This is a genomic window from Brachybacterium subflavum, assembly GCF_009299795.1.
GTDB classification, from domain to species: Bacteria; Actinomycetota; Actinomycetes; order Actinomycetales; family Dermabacteraceae; genus Brachybacterium; species Brachybacterium subflavum.
Window position 1 is genome coordinate 349,406 of record NZ_VIGP01000002.1, and the last position, 20,808, is coordinate 370,213.

The window sequence follows — 20,808 nt, forward strand, 5'->3', positions numbered from 1 at the left end:
CCTGCAGCGCTGTCAGCAATCGTGCGGACGCGTGGACTTCGGCAGCGGAGTGCTTCGGCTGCTCCATCCGGACACCGTCAGGGAGCGCCGGGACCCGAGACCACATCCGATCCGCCCTGGACCGTGATGCCCAGGTCCTCGCGGGCCACCGCCAAGAACCTCTCCGCATAGGAATCCCTGGGGATGTCCCCGAGGTAGTAGGTCGCGAAGTCCTTGCGCACCTGCGACATCGGATCGGGACCGAGCATCGTGTCGAGCACTCCGTCGATGTCGATGAGGCCTCCGTCAGCTCCCTCGATCACGTACGCCGCACGCGAGGTCGGGAACTCGCGCCGGAATTCATCGGCCGTAGCGTGCATCGATATCATCGCCATCGGCTTCTCGGAGTGGAGATAGTCACCGACCACGCTCGAGACGTCGGAGATCATCGCGTCCGAGGCGTTGAAGCAGTCGAAGACGGTCATCTCCTTCTCGGCCGCGAACCCGTGCAGGTGAGGGCGACCAGTGGACTCCCCGTCCGCGACGAGGAGTGCCTTGATCTGCTCACAGGCGTCGCGCAGCGCCTGCGTCCGGTAGCTGTACGGATGCGGGCGGAAGACGACCGTGCACCCACGCCCCAGGAGTCGTCGCACGAGATCCGGGCCCTGCAACAGGGACGAGTACTGGGCATCCTGGTGGAACCCCTGCCAGGTCGGCGCATAGAGGACCGTCGGCGCCTCGATCCCGCCGATCGGGCCCCGCGCCTCCTCGACATCCTCGACCTGGGGCCTGCCCACGATCCGGAAGATCGAATCGGGCATAAAGATCCCGCGCGCGGCGAAGCGATCGATCGCTGCCTGGCCGGCGACATAGTCGCGGTCGAACATCCTCGTGACGGGATTCGAGCTCGCAGCCTTGTCCGACTCACCGTGTAGGAGCTGGATGTGAAGGAGCTCGGAGTACCGGATCATGTGATTGTTGAGCACTGCGTTGTTCACGTAGAACGTGGCCCGAGCGCTCGGCACGATCACGGAGTCGAGGTCCGCGAGCGTTCTGCGCAGGATCAGGGGTGCATCCACCACGCCTTCGAGGTCCCGGAAGTTCGCGTCGCTGCGCACGATGATCGCGAACGGCACGCCGAGCCTCTCGAGATGGGGAAGCCACATCGTGATCTGGAACGCCGAGCCGCGCTGGGCACTCCAGTAGACGAAGAACCGGGGCTCGAGCTGCTCGACGATCTCGGGCATCTCGCGCAGGGTGGAGCTGCGTCGCGCGATCCGCCGCACGATGTCGACGAGCGCCGCGAGCGCCACGAGCACTGCGAGCACAGCGACGACGAGCAGAGCCCAGGCGCCGGCCGTGCCGATCACAGGCGCGAGCACGAGAAGCACGAGCCCCAGTACGCCCAGGGAGTAGAGATAGCCGTAGGCGAAGCGCGGCCGGTGCTCCGTATCACGGTCAGGGAGATGGGCGGCATAGGGACGGATGCGCCGATGCATGCGCAGTTCGAAGCGCTCCGCTTCCAGGGCGAGCGCGAGCAGGATGCCGGCGACTGTCCACAGCGCAGTCGGGATGCCGTGATGAGCCGCCTGGACGATCCCCACGATCAGCAGCAGGTACCGGCCGATCAGGTACTCCCCCAGTCCGCCTACCGACTTCAGACGGCGCGTGAGCGAACGGCGCGTGCGCCACATCATCACGAGCAGCGGGACGGCGAGCACGATGACGGTCCACGTCGCGTCCGGGTTCAGCAGGACAGCGATCGCTGCGACGACAACGAGCAGGTCGACGAGCACGGCCCAGGCTCGGAGCAGCTTGACGACCTTCTTGACGACAGGGCGAGGAGCGGGCATTCGCCTCTTCCTCTCTTGGACGAAGCGCGGATGAGGACATCAGATTCTCGCACGCACCCTCTGAATGCCCTGATGAGACAAGCCCCACCAGTTCGCGGACGCACAGGGCCCGTCGGCAGCGCTCAGGAGGATCCCGCGCGAGATCTCGGCCCGGCCCTGCGGGACAGGGCTCGACGCAGCAGACCGACCGGACCGCTCGAGCTCCCGGAAGCGGGTCGCTCCGCGGGCCCGTAGTGATGCGTGTGGAGCATGCTCAGCAGGGGGAACTCCTCACCGTTGACCCGTGCGTCCCGGATGACGGTGTACTGCCCTGACGTCGTCACCTCGTCGCCTGTCACGACGTCGCCGACCTCGACCCTCTGGCGCATGCCGGTCGGCATATTCTTGGAGTGCCCCGGGTAGGCCTTGAGGAACGAATCGTGCGTGCACGTCCAATGGCGCGGCGCGTGCGGCAGTCTCTGGTATATCGCGATGGCCTCGCGCAGCTTCCGCGCCCAGAGGGCCGCGGCGAGGCTGCCGTTCATGTGGTGGTCCTCGGGGTTCGGGTTTCGCATCCTCTCGTCCACGACTCCGGTCCGAGGATCGAGCACGTCCTGGTCGATATCGACGTAGGGAAGGCCGCGCTCCGCGGCCCGGCGCCTGAGCTCCGCGTTGTACCGAAGCGTGAGATCGGTGCGCTCCTTCTGCGTCGCCGTGATCGCGCTGCGTTTGACGACGACCTCACCGACCTGGTCGTCGTCGGTGATCGTGGGCAGTGTGGCGCCGGTGACGATGAGGCGGTGGAAGCCCATGTCCAGCAGCTCGTCGACGAACTCGAAGTAGGCGTCGAGCGAGTTGTCCACCTGGAGCTCGACGGGCTCGTCGTGCTTCTCGGCCCGGTACCACACCACGAAACCGCAATCGACCTCTCCGAGATGGAGCACCACGATCGACTCGCGCGACTTCTCGCGGATCCACCTGCGGAACCGGCCGATCGCATCCGTCTTCGAGTTCGGGTTCCTCATGCCGACTGCCGTGGCGCCGCCCACCTCGACGCCACTGAGCTCATGCGGCGCGAGGAGACCGATCTTCGCGGCCTTCTTGAAGTACCTGACGTGGCTGTCGCCGAGGTAGTGCACGGGAAGCGGTGAAACAGTCATCGGCCGATCGTAAATGAACGACAGATGTCGAACAGGTGAGAAGGGTCCCGCTCCCGGGCACCGACGACGGTCCAGGAGCGAGCGCATACGGTCTTGTAGGGTGACGCCCACGTGTCCGGGAGGTGAACTCCCGGCTGACCGACGTAGCGGTCGCGTGACCACGCCGGAGCGGCAAGCCCGCAGCGGAGCGGAGCGCGACACCGACTGCACGAAGGAACCCATCCATGTATTCACTGATCCTGCTGAACGGAGGGATCGGGGCTCGCATCGGCGCCAACCAGCCGAAGCAGCTGCTGAAACTCCGCGGCATCCCGATCCTGGTCTACGCGCTGGTCATGGCGAACCGGGTCGAGAAGATCGACCAGATCGTCCTGAACTACCCGCCGGAGTGGAAGGAAGAGGTCGAGGAGGTCCTCCGGGACTACGCGATCTCCACCCCGGTCACGCTCGTCGAGGCCGGCGACTCCCGACACTCGTCCGTCGCCGCGATGCTCCCGCACTGCACCAACGACGACGTGATCATCCACGAGGCCGCGCGCCCGCTGGTGACGAAGAGGAACTTCGAGGACCTCATCGCCTCCGAGCACAGCAATGTCTCGCTGATGACCCCGATCTCCTTCACCGTGGCACCCGTCGACCCCGAGACCCACGAGGTCACGGGCTCACTGGAGCGCGACCAGCTGCGCAACGTGCAGCTGCCGCAGAAGTTCTCCAAGGCCGACCTGCAGGACGCCCACGCCAAGGCCGAGCAGGACCACAAGGTCTACACGGAGGATGCGACCCTCGTCGCCGTCACCGGGCACCCCGTGTACTTCATCGAAGGGTCCGACGTGAACTTCAAGGTCACCACGCCCACCGATCTGCGCATGGCGGGCTTCCTCCTGCGCCCGGAGGAGGAAGACGATGACTAAGACTGCTCTCGTCACCGGTGCTTCGCGCGGGATCGGTCTGGAGACCACCCGCCGCTTCCTGCACAACAGCGAGGACATCACCACCGTGGTGATGTTCGCCCGCAAGTCCGACGACTTCGACGCCGCCGTCGAGGAGCTGCGCTCCTCGAGCCCCGTCGGACGCAAGATCATCACCCGCTACGTCGACGTGGGCGATCGCGATTCGCTGCACGAGGCCCTCGAGTCCGTGCACGGCGAGGTCGGCAACATCGACATCCTCGTCAACAACGCGGGCTACACGAACCCGGTCCCGCTGCAGCAGGCGGAGATCGAGGACTTCGAGAAGACGATGAGCGTGAACGTCTATGCGCCGTTCCTCATCGTCAAGCAGCTCCTGAACCGCGGGAACGAGTTCAAGCTGATCGTCAACATCGCCTCGACCGCCGGCATCAACGGGCGCTCGGGCTGGCTCACGTACTCGGCCTCCAAGGCGGCCGTGATCAACATGAGCCAGGTGATGCGCGAGGAGCTCGCGATCTACGGCACCCGCGTGGTCTGCCTCTCCCCCGGCCGCACCGCGACCGCCCTGCGCCGCACCCTGGCGCCGGAGGAGGATCCGTCCACCATCATGCAGCCGGAGCACGTCGCGCGGGTCATCGAGACCTTCGCGTCGCCCGTCGGCCGCTTCATCGACTCGGAGAACATCGTCGTGCGTCAGTGATCTCACCGGTCACTCGCACTCCCCCATTGCGACGAGGTCCGGGCGCAGCGCCAGCTGCTCCCGGACCTCGTCGCATGATCGGCGCCCGCTCCGCGAGCGTAGCCCGCCGTGGTATCAGACCTCGTCGCGGTGGCTGTCGACGGTGCGCGCCAGACCGTGCCGGAGATCGACCAGCGGACGCCATCCCAGGGAGAGCAGGCGGCCGCTGTCCAGCCCCTGCGCCTTCACGGGCGCATAGCGGCCGCCGGTGTCGGAGGGCTTGGTGTGCACCTGGAGCCCGAGTTCCGGACGCACGGTCGTGAACGCCTCCGCCAGCCCGCGGATGGACACGAGGCCATCGACGTCGGAGATGTTGTAGACCGTCTCGTCGCCCTTGAGAAGGATGACGAAGAGCCCTGCGATCGCATCGGCGACATAGGTGTACGTGCGCTGCGAGCTGCCGTCGCTGTTGAGGACGATGTCCTCCCCGGCGAGCACCTTGGCGGTGAACTCCGCCTGCACACGACCGTCGTCCAACGCCATCCCCGGGCCGTAGATGTGCCCGAAGCGGGCGATCCTGCTGGTGATCCCGTACTGCGCCGAGTAGGCCGCGCACAGGGTCTCCGCGGCGCGCTTGCCCTCGGAGTAGCACGCGCGGGGATTGAGGATGTCGAACCCGCCGTAGCTGTCCTCGGGGATCAGCTCGAGCTCCGCGTCCTGGGCGCCGTACACCTCGGCCGAGGACATCAGCGAGAAGGTGCTGCCCTTGCGCACCGCCAGATCCAAGAGATTCATGGTCCCCAGCAGATTGGCCCGCATGGTTCCGATCGGATCCGAGCTGTGGAGCGAAGGACGCGCGGCGCTCGCCCCGTGGATGATGAGGTCGAGCCTCCCCTCGATGTCCAGGGGCTCCGCGACGTCCTGCACGATGAGGCGGAAGTCCTCACGGTCCAGGACGTCGGCCAGTGCGCGGCGCGCCTTGTCCCCGTTCCGCACGAGTCCGTGCACGGTGACTCCAGTGCCGCGCTCGTCGTTCAAGCGCAGCAGGGTCCGCACGGCGTAGGACGGCAGCATGCCGCTGGCGCCCGTGACCAGCACGGTCGATCCGGAGAGGGCGTCCCACGGGAGGTCGCGCCCGATGATCTCGGCGAGGTCGGCGTCGATGACGCTCGAGGATGCGCTCATGGTCAGAACCCCGCGATCTGCTGGTTCTCGATCAGCTCGAAGTAGGTGCGGCAGATGTAGAAGTCCTCCGCGGTAGTGATCTTGATGTTGGACACCGGACCGTCGACGCGGTGCAGCGGCGCGCTACCGAAGTCCTTCATCACGGAACACGAATCGATCGTGTCATCCTCGCCACTGGCCACGGCCGCGTCATAGGCGGAGAGGATCTCACCGAGGCGGAAGCTCTGGGGTGCCCGGGCTGCGAAGAGGTTGCCGCGGGGGATGATCGACCCGACATCGCCGTGGTCGCTGGTCACGATCGTCTCGTTGACCTTGGAGCAGGTGATCGCGGAGCCGTGCTCCTCGACGCCGCGGATGTTCTTCGTGATGAGGTCCTCGTCGAGCAGCGGTCGCACGCCGTCGTGGACGAGCACTACGGTCTCGCCGGGACGGTCCTCCGCCACGGCCTGCAGCGCACGGTGGCGCGACTGCTGGCCCGTGCCTCCGCCGTCCACGATCCACTGCACCTTGGTGAGCTCGTAGCGGGAGACGAGCTTCTGGAAGTGCTCCCGCCACGCCGGGAGGATCGCCACGGCGACCGCATCGACCTCGGGGTGGTCCTCGAAGTGCTGCAGGGTGTGGACGATGATCGGACGCCCATTCACCTCGAGGAACTGCTTGGGCAGTGCCCGGGTGTTCATGCGGGTGCCGCTGCCTCCCGCGAAGATCACTCCGACGGTCATGATGCGTTCTCCTTCACGGTCGGGTCGTTCGTACCGGTCGTGTCCGCCGACTCGGCGGAGAGATCGTTCAGCGCCTGCGACTCGATCACGCCCTCGCCCTCGACGGGTGTGCCGATCGGACGGCCGAGGATCAGCCAGTCGATGACGCGGTCGGCGGAATGCGTGTCGACGTGGTCGAAGTTCTCGCGCACGAACTTCTCACGGCGCCACTGCTCGTAGTCCTCGTCCCGCATCGCCGTGAGCAGTTCGTCGAAGGTCCCGCACACCTTGCCCGGGGCGGTGTCGACGTAGTCACGGTGGAAGCCGCGGGTCGTGGAGTACACGTCCTTGTCGTAGGCGAAGAACAGCATGGGCCGTTCGAGCAGCGAGTACTCATAGATGATCGACGAGTAGTCGGTGATCAGCAGGTCGACATTATGGAGAAGGTCGTTCCCGTCAGGGAAGTGCGAGAAGTCGCGCAGGCGGTCCGAGTACTCCGGAGGGATCGGGATCGACTTGCTCACGAAGTGGTGCATGCGGAACAGGACGACGGAGTCGTCGCCGCAGTAGTCGTAGAGCGCCTGGAAATCGATCTTGTCGAAGTCGTAGTACCCGTCCTTGATCCCGCGGCCTCGGAAAGTGGGCGCGAACAGAATGAGCCGCTTGCCCCGGAGGTCCGGGTGCTCGCGATAGAAGTCCTGTTCGACCTGCTCGGTGCGGTCGGGGTCCAAGAAGGAGTCGATGCGCGGCAGGCCGGTGGGAACGACGGCCTCCTCCTCGATGCCGAAGACCTCCGCGTAGACCGGGACAAGATGCTTCGAACCGGTGATCGCGTACGTGTACCGGCGGTGCGCATTCTGGAGCTTGGGCGACCCGTAGTTCCCGAATCGGCTGTAGCCCACGGCCTTGAACCCGCTGCCCGCGTGCCAGACCTGCACGATGGTGCAGTCCTTGGCCAGCTTGAGGGAGTCGAACATCGCGAAGTAGTCGTCGATGAACACGAAGTCGGCCTCGGCGAGCAGCTTCACAGCGCGCAGCGTCGAGCGCTTGTCGCTCGTGCTGGGGATGCGGAAGGATTCGCTGAACTCGAAGTCCTTGTCCAGACCCCGCTCGATCATGCGATCGCGGATCCGCAGCAGGTTGCCGCCGATACGGGGGCGCTGCTCGGAGGCGAACAGGATGCGCGGCTTGCGTCCGGCAGGCCGGTGCTCGCGGACGTACTGATAGAACTTTGCGAGGGCTTCATTCTTCTTCTTGCGGCTGGTCAGTCGCTTGCGCAGTGTCGACGGATACCGCTTAATGCGCGCGGGAAGCTTAGGCTTCTTCGGCTTCTTGCCCCGCCGGAAGAGCTGGTAGACCCGCATGAGCAAGACCGGCGGGTCCTCGGCCTCGGAGAACCCGAAGGAGATCGTGTAGCCGGTCTTGTTCGCGTCGTACATGAAGACGCGGGAGAGATCGGGAATGGCCTCCGCGGAGGCGATGTCGTACGTTGCAGCCTTCCCACGACGGCCGTCCACGCGCGGGATGATGCGCCAGGTGCCATCCGGGAACTGACGGCGGCCGTTGAACCGGGTGACGTTGATGCGGACCTCGTAGTCACGCCCGCCCAGGTGCGTCGCCTCGGCGCGCTGCACACGCTTCTTGTCCACGAAGATGAACTCGACGGTCCCGGACTCGATGTCCTCGAGCGCCGGCACAGTGGAAGGTCCGGTCGCGATCTCCTGCGCCACGGGGACCTCGACGACGCCCTCGGCCTCGGCCTCGGTGGACTCGACCCCCGTATCGACGTCGAGTGCAGTGGGGTCATCGGATGAGTCTTCATCCATGGTCCCGCCGACCGACGCACCGGCAGCGTCGGCGAGCTCCTGCGGGACATCCGGCAGCCCGCTATCCGTCGAGGCGCTCTGGGATTCTCTCGCGTCAGTTCGTCCGTCGGCCGAAGCGCCGGTCGACGGCCCCTCGATCCCGTCGAAGGTCAGCCTGAACGTCACCCAGATATGACTCCAGGTGATCTCTGCCACTCTCAAGCGCGCTGCCACTCGACAGGTGTCCTCTCCATTGCTTCTTCGAACGATGTTTCCCACCCCCGGAACCCCGGAGGCCGACGCGGCAAGGGCTGAGCCGTGTCGCGGAAGCAACCCGGAGTACGGGCAACAGTGCAACCACCCCGGGGCGACGACGTCCATAGCTCAGCCGCTTCCGCGCCCAGCCAGCCCTGGGTACTGTACGTCGAGTAAACGCAGGGTGGACGCCCGGTGACATCGTAACCGCAGTCGCCCCCTGTTCGGCTTGCGGCGAGCCGCTGAACACGACGAAAACGGAGCAAAAGTGTCCAAGTTCAAGGTCCTCCTGTTGACGAACAACGACTCGGACAACGTCGGCGACCAGATCATCGAGGCATCGGTGATCGCACTGATCAAGGCAGCCATGCGGAACCTGGGCCGCGGCGACGACTCGTTCGTCATCGACAGCCGCGCGGCGGGCATCATCAACAAGAAGTACCTGCAGCGCAACGATCCGAAGCACCTCGCAGCCGCACGCAAGGCCATCTCGAGCGCGGACCTGCTGATCTTCGGGGGTGCGCCGCTCTTCAACTACTCCTACCAGGTGTTCTACCGGAAGACGATCACGACTCTGGAGATCGCGCAGGAGTTCGGGGTGCCCGTCCTCTTCTCGAGCATCGGCGTCGAGAAGTACAGCTCCGAGAACGAGAAGTCCCAGCAGCTGAAGCGGGCCCTGCAGCTGCCGGTGGTCCGCCAGATCACGACGCGCGACGACTTCGACTCGGTGCGCAGGTACACCGAGGAGACAGGAATCCCCGTGGCACACGTCGCCGACCCCGCGGTGTTCGCAGACATCGTGTTCGGACCGATGACGGACCCGGTGGCGCACAGCGCCGCAACGGACCTCGGCGCGTCCCTGGAAGCAGACGCAGGCGAGTCCGTCGACGAAAGCGCGACGCAGCCGACCGTCGCCGCGCTCTCGCGAGCGGTGTCGACCTCGCGTCGGCAGATCGAGCAGATCGCCCGCCGGACGGCTCATCGGGCACTCCCCCGTCTCGCCGTGCAGGCTCGCAGGCAGCAAGAGGCCGCCACCAGCGCGGTGACCCCGAAGCCCGCACCTACGACAGCTTCGGCGTCCTCGCCGAAGAAGTCCGGACGCCGGATCGGTCTCGTGGTCACCCGCGCCGGCATCTTCAAGGACAACAAGATCAACTTCTCGGAAGCAGATCAGCAGAACTTCTGGCTCGATGTCATCGCGAAGCTCAAGGCGCGAGGGGATGATTATCGACTGTTCACGACCGGACATTTTGCCGATGAAGTGTTCCTCGACAACATCGTCCGCAAGCGGGACGTCCCCATCAACAAGACGATGTTCACCGTGAACTCACCCGAAGAGCTGATCAGCGAGCTGACCGCCTGCGACGGGGTGATCGCCTACCGCCTGCACGCGAGCATCACGAGCTTTGCATACTCCGTCCCCTGCATCGGGCTGTCCTGGAACTTCAAGGTGCCCTACTTCTACGACTCGGTGGGATACGGGCACCGGTCGATCTCGTCGGAGAACTGGAACGCGGACCACGTGCTCAAGCAGTTGGACCGGGCGATGGAGGAGGGCGTGTCGAAGAAGCCGTCCGAGCTGATGGACGTCTACCGGACGCTCTTCGAAGGCATCAAGGACGTCGTCGCCCCGGAGAGCGCGGCGCGCCCCTACACCTACGGCCAGCTCGAGAAGAACCTGCCCCGATATGAGGGCACCTCGCACGAGCAGTATCAGGGGAAGGTGCGACGGAAGCTGCGCCGCGGCTACGAGAGCTACAAGAAGAAGGATGTCGCCCTGGCCGAGACGCGCAAGGACCTGGCGCAGGCCCGCAAGGACCTTGCTGCGGTCAAGGGCGAAACGCAGAGATGAGAAGCGCCCGGGGTGCCATCAGCACCGCCGGGCATCACAGTGAGGCTCCGAAAGGAGAGGAACCGAGCACGCGGCGACTGCCGCTGCTCGGATCAGTCCTCTCGGGTCTTGTTCCAGTACTTCTTGGACTTCTTGTGCCCTCGGGGAAGTCCGCCGATGCCGGGTTGCCGATAGGTCAGCAGAGGGCGCTCCCACGCGGTGTCCCGCTTGACCACGCGCGCGGGAGCCCCGACGGCGACGCAGTTGTTGGGGAGGTTCTTCGTGACGACCCCGCGAAGGCCTACGACGGACCCGTCTCCGATCTTCACGCCGCCCATCACCACCACGTCCTTGCCGAGCCAGACATGCTCCCCCACCTCGATCGAGGCTGCTGGATTGGACCTCTTTCCGGTGCGCACGTCGTATATCGCGTGCGAGTCATCGGCACGGAATGCGACGCCGGAAGCGAGCATGCAGTCATCGCCGATATTGACACTCTGCCCTTCGGAGACCCGGATGAAGGACTTGGTCTCGGCGCCGACGTTCGCCCCGATCCGGACGGTGCACTGGTGCCCCAGGCGCATCGAGAAGCGCAGTCCCGTGCGGGGCACCGTGGTGTCCCCGATGACGACCAGCGCGTCGTCGCCGGAGAAGTCGACCATCAGGTCCACGATCTTCGAAGTCGGGGCGACCACGAGCCTGTTCCCGGAGCCGCGGAGCTTGATGGTCACATTCGCGCTCGGGGGAAGCTCGCCGTCGTATTCGATCGAGTTGCCACGCTCGTCGAAGTAGGGCACGAGCTCGCGAAGCGTCTCCAAAGGTGGGACCTGCTTTCTGGTGGGTCGGGAGCCATGTGATCAGGGCTATCACACGCGGAAAAGATCAGGCTCCACCGGGTCGACCCGAGCACGGTACGTCCCGGCGAAGGTCCGTTCAAGCGACACATCGAAGTGTGCCCTGCCCACGTCAAGGTCGAGCAACAACCGTGGCACGAGTCCGGCGTGCCCTGCAGAGCACCAGCTGGCTTTATTCCCCGTGACGCCAGGCTGCGAAACGCTCCCAGGACCGCACCGGCCACATCTTCTGGAGCCGCCCGAGCTTACTCGCGTTCGTGACCGTGCGAGCCTCCGTCACCGCCAGACGCTTCTCGAGAGTCCGCATACGCTTCTCCAGGGTCGACGGGGAGGCCTCATCCAACGCACCCGCGGAGGTTGCTACCGCCTTACCTTTCGCGGGACCTGCCTTCTTGGCCGACGCAGACTTCGCAGCGCCGGTGACGCCCGTGTTCGGCGGGGTCACCGCACCATCGCTGTTCGCCTTCGCACCAGCGGCGAGCCCCCTCTTTCGAACCTTGGCGTCGTACTCGGAGATCAGACCGCGTAGAATTTCGGCCACGTCATCAGCCCCTTTGGCCTCGGCGTGATCCAGGTTCGCCTGTGCGTAGGATCGCTTACCATCGCTGGACACCTTCATCTCACGAATCGCGTCCAGGGAAATATTGGATTCGAAGGTCTTGAACTTCGGCAACACGCCCTCCACGGAGAGCGTAATCATAGTGCGCTTGCACTTTTCACATACGCCGCAGTTGTACTTACCGGTGTTCTGCCAGCACACACGCAAGTGCCGCTGGGCTACGGGGTCACGCGAGATTCCCACGATCTTCGTGACGCGATCCGAGCCATTGCCGTCGTCGACGACGGAAAGGCGATCGCTTGACCATCGGTGGTCAAGAATCGGGTGAGTCCCCCACGCGAACGTATCGCTGAAGGTGTAGGAGCCTGGCATGAGCATGCGGCCGAAGCGGCTGCTGAGCAGGTGTCCGACCGATGAAAGCGCTGCGCCGTGGGCAATCAGCGGCCAGGAGCCCGCTCGGTTCTGGAACCGGCGGATGTTGGTGGAAATCTCGATCAGCTCCTTGCCGGTCTCCTCGGCCACCGCCTGCAGGTGCTCAGAAGTCACCTCGCGAATCTCCTTGCGAGACAACGCGATATCGAAACCATGCACGTACACCAGCGCATCGATGTCACCCTTGTTGTTGACCAGCGTGTCGAACGAGTCCACACCACCCGTGAAGCAGGCCATGGTGCGATTCGACCGCGGAGCGCTGTCCGCCTTCCGCACAGGAGCGTCGACGTCGAAGGCCCGCAGCTTCTCCGGATACCAGGTGAGAAAGATGTCCTGGATGGCCCGCTTGTTGTACACGAGTCGCTTCGAAACGGGACTGTCCAGTCTCAGCGTACCGTCGCTGCCCAGAGCGAGGATCATCCCGATCGTGAAGAACGAATCCGCTGCGCCCTCAATGTCCGTCCCGGCGTCGAGCGGCAGTCGGTACCACGCCTCACCTTCGTATTCGGGCATGGCGATGTTCGCCGACACGACAAGAGCGTCACCGTCTTCCCGAATTGCAATGGATGAGATGTCAACCATGACCCTTCCCCTCTTCCTGCGCTTTAGACTTCCATACGAACCCGTACACGCGCACACATGCAATGTGCTCGAGGAAGCGTCACTGCCCCCTCGGGTGTCGACACAGTGGCCGGTGGCAGATGTGCACCATTGCTGATCCGTCGTCACGGATACTAGCCGACGACATGCGACTACCCAGGCTGCGACTCACAGCCCTCCACATCGCGTCGCGCCGGATCCGGCGCGACCGCAGCGGCGGCGATTGATAATCGGATGGGGCAGCCCACGGCACGCACCGGAGAGTCTTCGCGCAGGAAGAGGCAGCGTCGCTCACGTTCACGCGGTAGTCATCTGCACGATGATCACTATTCCCCACGCACGAAAGCTCTGCGCACTCGGCCGAAGGTCCTGCCCAGCGGAGCGAGCAGGGCGCGCCCTCTCGCAAACCGGCCTCCAGGCGTCCCCGTCGCAGCCGTGTCCTGCCCTGAGTCGACAGGCAGGGACGTCTCGTCCTTCTTCCAACGTGCCTCGAACACAACCGAGCTGATGTGGTTAACAGGCATGTGAGGGATCCTCGCCCCGTCGGGAATGACCGCCTTGGCCGCCCGGCCGCCCGCTGTGAGCTGCTCACTCGTCGCGAATGAGCCGTCCGCAAGGTACCACTGCCAACGATTGTCGATCCTGAACCGCATGGCCCACCCGACGAACGCGCGTCCTGCGGCGACGAACTCTCCTCGCGGCAACGCGCTGCGACCGTCGTTGACGAAGCGACGACCCGGCCACCAGTACTCAAGCGCTCCGCTGGACACCACCTTCGTCTTCACGCGCTCGCCCTCTGCGCGAAGGCTGACCGACGGGCTGGCACCACCACTGTGGAAATGGGCAGGGAACTGAATGCCACGACGTTTCTGCTCGAACCGCTCGCGATCGATGGAGGATCCGTCCGCGATCGAGGCTTCAGCGCGACGAAGTGCATCGAGGATGAACGCCTCCGAGCGCTCGCGCAGTGACCGCAACGGAGCGTCGGTCGAGCGGAAGTCGACGTCCGAGGACAACGCGCGGACGTCGTCATCCGGCGCGAACTGCTGGTCCTGGAGGCCGAACGTGGCCAGAAGATTCGGAACCTTCTGCCCCATCCTCTTCCCGACGAAGAAGGGAGTCTCGAACAACAGCGAGAAGCAGCAACCGTGGAAGGAGTTCGTGAATACGCACTCCGCATTATCAATGTATCCCAGCCACTCGTCCTGCCCAACGTCATACCGCGTCACGTGCCGCACGTCAGGGTCGTTGACCTGACCATATTTCAGAGGCCTGTCGGACAGCTCGACGATCGTCAGATCATGCAGCTTCGCATATTCTACGGCCTTCTCCACCGTGTCTGCGGAACGCCCCATCACGTAATAGAGCAGCAGGTACCTCTCCTCACGCGGTGCTACCGCAAGATCCCGCCAGAAACCGCCATCATGCAGCAGTACCGGGTCGAGAACTGTCGTCGCCTCGAGATCAGAGTTATGCTCGATGTACTCTTCGAGGTCCGCTTCCCGCACCCCTATCGCATCGATCTCCCTGATGTAGGAGAAGAAGAGCTCTTCTGTTTTTCCAGTGAAGTCCTTGGAGATGCCGCGGCTAGCCGCATAGGCGATCTTCGGCTTACCCTCGAACGCCTTGCTGCCCAACAAGAAGCCCCGGTCGAACACGTATGCGGGGTGGGAAGACCAGATCACGTCGGTCACGCAGATGTAGCAGTCGAAGCCGGGGTCCCGGAGCTCCAGAAGGTCGGAATCGTATTGTTCCTCGGTGACGACGAGATTCCTGCGCTCGAACTCCTGGAATCGGTCGAATCTTCGGGCGCGCTCGACAGTGAGGCTCCTGTAACCGACGGCCAGATCGGCCAGCTTCTCGAGCTTGGCCGGCGACGCGCCAGCCATGACGGCCGCCCGGTACTCCTTCTCGGCGTGCGCTGCCGGATTGCGCATGTTGTAGTCGCCGTACGTCACGGGCTTATAGTCCAGGATCGTAGAGGAGTATCCTTTCTTCTCCAGGAATTTCTGGAATGCATACCCATGCAGCTGGCATGCAAAATTTAGGAATCGCGCATACTTGTTTATGCCGATGAGACCGATCTCCACGTTGCACCCTCGCCTTCTGAGTGCACCGACGTTGGCGCACCACCTAGAGGATAGCCAGAACGTGGCCGTCACTGGGCTCGGATCGCCTACTGGGACGCCCCTCGCACCACGATTGCTCCCGACACATTCGCTGGGCGCCGAGGCCGAAGGAGGCGCTTTACATCCGTATCCGCATCGGGATCTGCTTCGCGTCGACGCTGCAGCGCATCGTTGGGATGAGTCCATCCCCCATCGCCGGTTGCCGGGGGCACGTCCAAGTAGCGTCGATCCGCAGCGCGACATAGGCCAGATCGCGAGCAACGCCGCTCGACTGAGCCCCCGATAGGCAGGGGTTACCGGAAATCGAGCAACCGGGCCATCGACTTCACCGACTCCAAGATGTCGCGCATGCAGTTAGGTGGACGACCCCTCCCGGCCAGTTGCGCGGCAGCCGCATCTGAGCTAGCTGTGGCGCCCGCCACACATTTCTGGTGGAATGCACAGCACGGCAGTGACTGCCGCGCACATCCTCCCGGCCCGGAAGAACGGGTCAGATCGAAGGAGAAGCACATGGGTAACCTGCCCGGCTGGGTCATCCCGGTCATCATCCTCGTCATCGTGGTCCTCGCCATCCTGATCATCGTGGGGGTCGTCAGCTCCCGGCGTCGGCGCGCCCGCCAGGAGGAGATCGACCGTCAGCGGGCCGCCGAGCTCCGGACCGAGGCGCAGAAGGACCAGGTCGAGGTCAAGGAGCGTGAGATCCAGGCGCGCGAGACGGAGCTCGAGGCCGACAAGGCCAAGGTCGAGGCCGAGCGCCGCGACCAGACCGCGCAGGAGCAGCGGCAGGATGCCGACAGGGCGCGCGCCGACGTGGACGACCGGCTCCGCCAGGCCGATGAGCTCGACCCCGACGTCGACGCCAAGGCATCGGGCGGCCGACACGGCTCCGACGCGCCCCTCGACGAGACGACCACTCGGGACGCCGGCGACGCCGAACCGCGGGCCGACGAGCGCGGAGCTCCCGGGCACAGTGCCGGTGTCGCCGCCGGCGCAGCCGGAGCCGGTGTGGCAGGCGCAGGAGCTGCCGGTGCAGGAACTGCCGCCTCGCACGAGGAGCACGTCGACCGTGCGGAGCAGAGTGCCGGGGCCGACGGAGCCACAGCACGGCAGGATGCGGCCCCGCAGGAACGGGTCGAGGATCGTCCGCGCGACGCGCACACGGTCGACGCCGCTCCCCGTGAGGCGACCGTGAACCCGGCCGGCACCGGCGACGAGCGCACGCCCCGTCCGGGTGCGCACATGGAGAACGCACCGCGGCCCGGAGCGCACGCGGAGCACACGGCCCAGCCGGATGCGCGCAGCGAGAGGTCGACGCAGCCCGCACCGCGGGAGGCGAGTGCGACCCCGACGGGCGCAGCCCCTCGCGATCAGCGGATCCCCGAGGATGCGCCCGAGACCGCCGAGTCCGTCGACGGGCATCGGCCGCAGGGCCGTCACGAGGACGACACGCGCGGTGCCCATCGCGCACCCGCCAAGGGCGGCCATGCCGTGCCCGGCGAGAGCGGCCATGCCGCACGAGCCGAGCACGACCGTGCCGCAGCGGCCGGTGGTGCAGGAGCCGCAGCGGGCGCCGGCGTCGCCGCCGGTGCGCACTCCGGCGATGCTCAGGCCGCGCAGGATCAGCGCGCATCGCGGGCCCCGCAGAGCCTGCAGGATTCCGGGGCCCCGCAGAACACGGGAGCCGGTCGCGTGCAGGCCGGCCAGAACCGCGCCGAGGCCAGGTCGCATGCCGGCGGGGTCGACGACGCCGCACACCGAGACGATGCTCTCGCCGGGACGCATCGCGAACCGCTGCCCGGTGAGCAGACCGAGGGCCGCCACCAAGATGCTCAACCGGTGGACGGCGGCGCATCGCGCGAGGCGTCGCTCATCGCGGACGACGGAGCAGCACGTCGGGCACAGCCGGTGGAGGACGGTGCGGCCGCCCCGGCGACCGGCACGTCACGCGACGCCGGCCGACAGCCCGGAGACGCCGACGGCCACGTCCTGAGTGAGGACGAGATTGACGCCAGGGCGACCGCGAGCGGCCCGGGCACCGATCGGACGAACGCCGCGCCCACCGCGGGCGACACCGCGCCCCTGTCGGGTGACGCGTACGAGGATCCGCGCGGCGCGGTGACCCCCGTGGAGAGCCCGAGGGCGGACGACCGACGCGCGCCGCGACCCGTGGACGAGGCCGACGACCGGGCGCCTCTCCCCGTCGGCGAGGCCGACGGACGCGCGCCGCGCCCTGAGACCGACGCCAACACCGACGCCGACGCCGAGGACGGCACGTCGCGCCCCGTCGACGACTCGGATCCGTTCAGCGTGTCCGAGAGTCATGTGCGTCGGGCGCGTCGTCCGCGCGAGGGCGAGCTCGACGACGGGATCGAGGACACCGAGCGGGGTCTGTGACCCCAGCTCCGCACCACGAGGGCGGGGGCGGTCTCATCCGAGGCCGCCCCCGCCGTCCGTCCCCGTCCTCTGTCGTCCGCCCCGGGCGTCGAGGATTAGACTCGTGGGAATGATGCCGCTCGAGCCTCTCCTCGCCTTCTACGGGATCTCCGCGCTCGTGCTGATCCTGCTCGTCGTGGTCGGCGTCGTCATCGGACGGCGCTTCCGCCGTCACGACGAGGAGGACAGTCGCCGCGAGCGGGAGCGCGCCGCCGCCTCCCCCGTCAGCCCGCCGGAGGACGAGTCCGGGCGCTGACGCCCGGCCACTCACGATCTCCAGGCACCGAGGCCGCGTGACCCCCACCACAGAACGCGCCGGTGAAGTGAATCCGCACCGCAGGCGGGATATGCCGTACCCATGACAGAACCGGACACCTCATCCACGGGCACCTCGGCGCGGCCCTCCTCGCCGCTGCCGCACCCCGACCCGATCCCCGAGGGGCTCAAGATCGGCGCCGGCTACACCTGGCGCGTGCTGATCATCGGGTTGGGAATCGTCGCGGTCGCGCTCGCGGCGGTGTGGCTCTCCGAGATCGTGATCCCCTTCATGGTGGGCCTGCTGCTCTCGGCGCTCCTGGTGCCGGTCTCCGCGTTCCTGCAGCGCCACCACTGGCCCAAGTGGGTCGCCATCATCACCGCCTGGGTGGTGGTGTTCGCCGTGATCGTGGGGCTCGTGGTCCTGGTGACCAGCCAGATCCGCAGCCAGCTGCCGTCGATCCAGAAGCAGGCCACTGACGCGCTGGCCCAGGCCGAGTCCCTGCTGGCGACCCATCCCTTCGGGATCACCGAGTCCGACGTCGACGGCTACGTCACCAAAGCCACCGAGTGGCTGCAGAAGCACGCCTCGGAGATCGGCGCGGGCGCCGCCGAGGCGGGCTCGAGCGTCGCCCACATCCTCGAGGGCCTGTTCATCGTCATCTTCGTGACCCTGTTCGCCCTCATCGACGGCAAGCACATGTGGATCTGGACCTCTCGGCTGTTCCCGCGCGCGGCGCAGCCCCGGATCCTCGCGGCGGGCGCCGCGGGCTGGCACACCCTGACCAGCTTCATCCGCATCCAGCTCGTCGTCGCCGCGACCGACGCCGTGTTCATCGGCATCGGCGCCGCGATCCTGGGCGTCCCGCTCGCGATCCCGATCGCCGTGGTCGTCTTCTTCGGCGCCTTCGTGCCGGTGGTCGGCGCGATCGTGGGCGGCGCGGTCGCCGTGGGCCTCGCGCTCGTCTTCAACGGCTGGGTGCACGCGCTGATCATGCTCGCGATCGTGGTGGGCGTGCAGCAGATCGAATCCCACGTCCTGCACCCCATGCTCACCGGCACCGCCGTGAAGGTGCATCCGCTGGGCGTCGTCCTCGGCGTCGTCACGGGCACCGCGATCGCCGGGATCGCCGGCGCGTTCTTCGCCGTGCCCTTCATCGCCACGGTCAACTCGATGATCGTCGCCGCCCGCCGCTGGCAGCCGGGCACGCCCGTCGACGACGTGCCCGCGATGCTCGGCGTCCCGGACGTCCCCGGGGACGACGATGAAGGGTCCGACGACGGCGATGACGGGGCCGACGGCGATGGAGACCGCAGAGTCGGCGGGGACGAGGTCGCCGCCGCGGACGACCGGGACGACAGACGCGACCGGGATGACAGGGACGACGGGGAGCCCGGAGCGCCCGAGACGCCCGCCGGCCCTGCCGCACCCGCTCGCTGATGGCGTCGGAGGAACACGACGCCCACCAGGGAGGCGACGCCGAGGCATCCCGCGCCGACCTCGTGCTCGAGGGCGGCGGCGTGAAGGGCATCGCCCTCGCAGGGGCGATCGAGGTGCTCGAGGAGCGCGGCTATCTCTTCGGCCGGGTCGCCGGCTCGTCCGCGGGAGCGATCGCCGGTGCGCTGGTCGCCGCCGACGTGCCCGCCAAGGACCTGGTGGGGCTCCTGCGCGAGATCGACTACGAGAAGTTCCGCGACGGCCCCTGGTGGACGCGTCCGCTGGTGGGCAAGGCCGCCGCGATCCTCGTGCGCAAGGGCGTGCATCGCGGGAGGTACGTGGGAACGTGGCTCGCCGAGCAGCTGGCCGAGCACGCGCAGCCCGCCGATCCCTCCCGTCCGTTCACCTTCGCCGATCTCCCCTATCAGGACCCCGAGGGCGAGGCGCCCGACCGGCCCGTCGGGGACGGTCGGTCCGTCGGGAACGGTCGGTCCGTCGGGAACCGTCGGCCCGTCGAGGACGCCGCCGCGGACTCGTCCACCGGCGCCGACACTGACCCCGGCACCGGCACCGGCGCGGACGCGTCGCGCCTGGTCGTCACCGCCTCCGACGTCACCGCAGGGCGACTGCGATTGCTGCCCCGCGACGCCGGCAAGTACGGCATGACCGCCGCCGATCTCCCTGTCGCCGAGGCCGTGCGCGCCTCGACCGCGATGCCCTTCTTCTTCCGGCCCGTGCGATGGGCGACCTCGCAGGGGCGGCGCGCATACCTCGTGGACGGCGGGATGCTCTCGAACTTCCCCGTCGGCGTCTTCGATCGGGCCGACGGCGCGCTCCCGCGCTGGCCCACGTTCGGCATCAAGCTCTCGGCTCGTCCGCCGGCCGACCCGGCCCCGGTGAACCGCATCCGCGGCGCCCTGTCCTACGCGCTCGCCCTGCTGGACACCCTCATCGGCGCGCGCGACCGCATGCACATCGACGACCCGCACGTGCAGGCCCGCACGATCTTCGTCGACACGAGCTTCGTGAAGCCCACCCAGTTCGACCTCACGGACGAGGACCGCGAGAAGCTCTACCGCACGGGCAGGCAGGCCGCGATCGACTTCCTCGACGGGACGGCGACCCGCGAGGGCTGGGACTTCGCGCGCTATGTCCGGACGTACCGCGCGGGCGCGGCGGGCTGAGAGCACCCGCGGGGCGAGGACCGAACGCCACGGCCGCGCTCGGCCTGTTCGGTCCGGCGTGGGCCCGTCAGCCCCATGGAGTCCTCGCTCTCCACCTCCAGCGATCGCACGGACTACGCTGAGGCGATGGCCATGATCTCAAGCAGCGGTCTCGCACACGTCCGATTGACGGTCACCGACATCGGCCGATCGAAGGCCTTCTACGATCGCGTGTTCGGTTGGCCGGTTGCCATCGACGCCTCGGCGCAGGCGGGCGACGCGAACGTGCGGCGATCTCAGCAGCAGTATTACGGCGGAGTGGTCTACCAGACCCCGCAGGGCACGCTGTTCGGGTTGCGGCCGGTCGGGGAGAACGCATTCGACCCCGATGTGACTGGCCTGGACCACCTGAGCTTCGCCGTGGAATCCCGTGAGGAATTGGAGCGCGCTGCGCGCGCGCTCTCCGAGGCCGGGATCACGCACGGCGACGTGACCGACCTGGCCGACGCGGGGCTCGCCATCCTGTCCTTCCAGGACCCCGATGACATCAACGTGGAGCTGTCCGCGCCACTCGGCTGACCCGTTCCCCCTCAGCCGAGAGCAGGCA

General features: G+C 66.8%; 16 protein-coding genes. 8 read left to right on the plus strand and 8 right to left on the minus strand.

The features are described from left to right. Window positions 1–77: 77 nt before the first annotated feature. Window positions 78–1,832: a CDP-glycerol glycerophosphotransferase family protein gene (locus FHG10_RS05410; protein WP_152352290.1), complete on the minus strand. Its 1,755-nt coding sequence runs from the start codon at window positions 1,830–1,832 to the stop codon at window positions 78–80. A 122-nt stretch (window positions 1,833–1,954) separates the two neighbouring features. Beyond that, window positions 1,955–2,971 (minus strand): hypothetical protein, encoded by a 1,017-nt coding sequence (locus FHG10_RS05415; RefSeq protein WP_152352291.1) that lies wholly within the window; start codon window positions 2,969–2,971, stop codon window positions 1,955–1,957. A gap of 224 nt (window positions 2,972–3,195) precedes the next feature. Between FHG10_RS05415 and FHG10_RS05420 the strand changes: the two genes are divergently transcribed. Then, on the plus strand, window positions 3,196–3,882 hold the full coding sequence (locus FHG10_RS05420) for an IspD/TarI family cytidylyltransferase (RefSeq protein WP_152352292.1): 687 nt from the start codon (window positions 3,196–3,198) through the stop codon (window positions 3,880–3,882). Next, on the plus strand, window positions 3,875–4,582 hold the full coding sequence (locus FHG10_RS05425) for an SDR family NAD(P)-dependent oxidoreductase (RefSeq protein WP_152352293.1): 708 nt from the start codon (window positions 3,875–3,877) through the stop codon (window positions 4,580–4,582). Before FHG10_RS05420 ends, FHG10_RS05425 begins: the two co-directional genes overlap by 8 nt. Window positions 4,583–4,696: 114 nt before the next feature. Here FHG10_RS05425 and FHG10_RS05430 read toward each other — a convergent pair whose 3' ends face one another. The 3 genes from FHG10_RS05430 to FHG10_RS05440 are packed head-to-tail and all read right to left on the minus strand — an operon-like array spanning window position 4,697 to window position 8,273. Then, window positions 4,697–5,746 carry an NAD-dependent epimerase/dehydratase family protein gene (locus FHG10_RS05430; RefSeq protein ID WP_152352294.1) on the minus strand — a complete coding sequence of 350 codons (1,050 nt, stop codon included), beginning with the start codon at window positions 5,744–5,746 and terminating at the stop codon, window positions 4,697–4,699. Window positions 5,747–5,748: 2 nt separating this feature from the next. Further along, window positions 5,749–6,468, minus strand: a complete 720-nt coding sequence (locus FHG10_RS05435) for an IspD/TarI family cytidylyltransferase (protein ID WP_152352295.1) — start codon at window positions 6,466–6,468, stop codon at window positions 5,749–5,751. Continuing rightward, a complete protein-coding gene (locus FHG10_RS05440) occupies window positions 6,465–8,273 on the minus strand; it encodes a CDP-glycerol glycerophosphotransferase family protein (protein WP_152352296.1) in 1,809 nt (602 codons plus the stop codon). The genes FHG10_RS05435 and FHG10_RS05440 overlap by 4 nt, the downstream gene beginning before the upstream one ends. A 502-nt stretch (window positions 8,274–8,775) precedes the next feature. On the opposite strand from FHG10_RS05440, the gene FHG10_RS05445 reads away from it, so the two are divergent. After that, window positions 8,776–10,359, plus strand: a complete 1,584-nt coding sequence (locus tag FHG10_RS05445) for a polysaccharide pyruvyl transferase family protein (protein WP_152352297.1) — start codon at window positions 8,776–8,778, stop codon at window positions 10,357–10,359. A 92-nt stretch (window positions 10,360–10,451) separates the two neighbouring features. On the opposite strand, the gene FHG10_RS05450 is transcribed toward FHG10_RS05445, so the two are convergent. The 3 genes from FHG10_RS05450 to FHG10_RS05460 form a co-directional block, all read right to left on the minus strand. Beyond that, window positions 10,452–11,156 carry an acyltransferase gene (locus FHG10_RS05450; RefSeq protein WP_152352298.1) on the minus strand — a complete coding sequence of 235 codons (705 nt, stop codon included), beginning with the start codon at window positions 11,154–11,156 and terminating at the stop codon, window positions 10,452–10,454. 208 nt (window positions 11,157–11,364) lie between these two features. After that, window positions 11,365–12,765 carry a hypothetical protein gene (locus FHG10_RS05455; RefSeq protein ID WP_193636202.1) on the minus strand — a complete coding sequence of 467 codons (1,401 nt, stop codon included), beginning with the start codon at window positions 12,763–12,765 and terminating at the stop codon, window positions 11,365–11,367. 344 nt (window positions 12,766–13,109) lie between these two features. Then, window positions 13,110–14,873 (minus strand): polysaccharide pyruvyl transferase family protein, encoded by a 1,764-nt coding sequence (locus FHG10_RS05460; RefSeq protein WP_193636203.1) that lies wholly within the window; start codon window positions 14,871–14,873, stop codon window positions 13,110–13,112. A 549-nt stretch (window positions 14,874–15,422) separates the two neighbouring features. Between FHG10_RS05460 and FHG10_RS05465 the strand changes: the two genes are divergently transcribed. From FHG10_RS05465 to FHG10_RS05485, 5 genes are all read left to right on the plus strand, one after another. After that, complete coding sequence (locus tag FHG10_RS05465) at window positions 15,423–17,306, plus strand: hypothetical protein (protein WP_152352301.1); 1,884 nt, start codon at window positions 15,423–15,425, stop codon at window positions 17,304–17,306. Window positions 17,307–17,415: 109 nt separating this feature from the next. Then, a complete protein-coding gene (locus FHG10_RS05470; protein WP_152352302.1) occupies window positions 17,416–17,601 on the plus strand; it encodes a hypothetical protein in 186 nt (61 codons plus the stop codon). A gap of 102 nt (window positions 17,602–17,703) precedes the next feature. Then, window positions 17,704–19,041, plus strand: a complete 1,338-nt coding sequence (locus FHG10_RS05475; RefSeq protein ID WP_152352303.1) for an AI-2E family transporter — start codon at window positions 17,704–17,706, stop codon at window positions 19,039–19,041. Beyond that, window positions 19,041–20,222, plus strand: a complete 1,182-nt coding sequence (locus FHG10_RS05480; protein ID WP_152352304.1) for a patatin-like phospholipase family protein — start codon at window positions 19,041–19,043, stop codon at window positions 20,220–20,222. The genes FHG10_RS05475 and FHG10_RS05480 overlap by 1 nt, the downstream gene beginning before the upstream one ends. A gap of 126 nt (window positions 20,223–20,348) precedes the next feature. Then, window positions 20,349–20,780 carry a VOC family protein gene (locus FHG10_RS05485; protein WP_152352305.1) on the plus strand — a complete coding sequence of 144 codons (432 nt, stop codon included), beginning with the start codon at window positions 20,349–20,351 and terminating at the stop codon, window positions 20,778–20,780. Window positions 20,781–20,808: the final 28 nt, after the last annotated feature.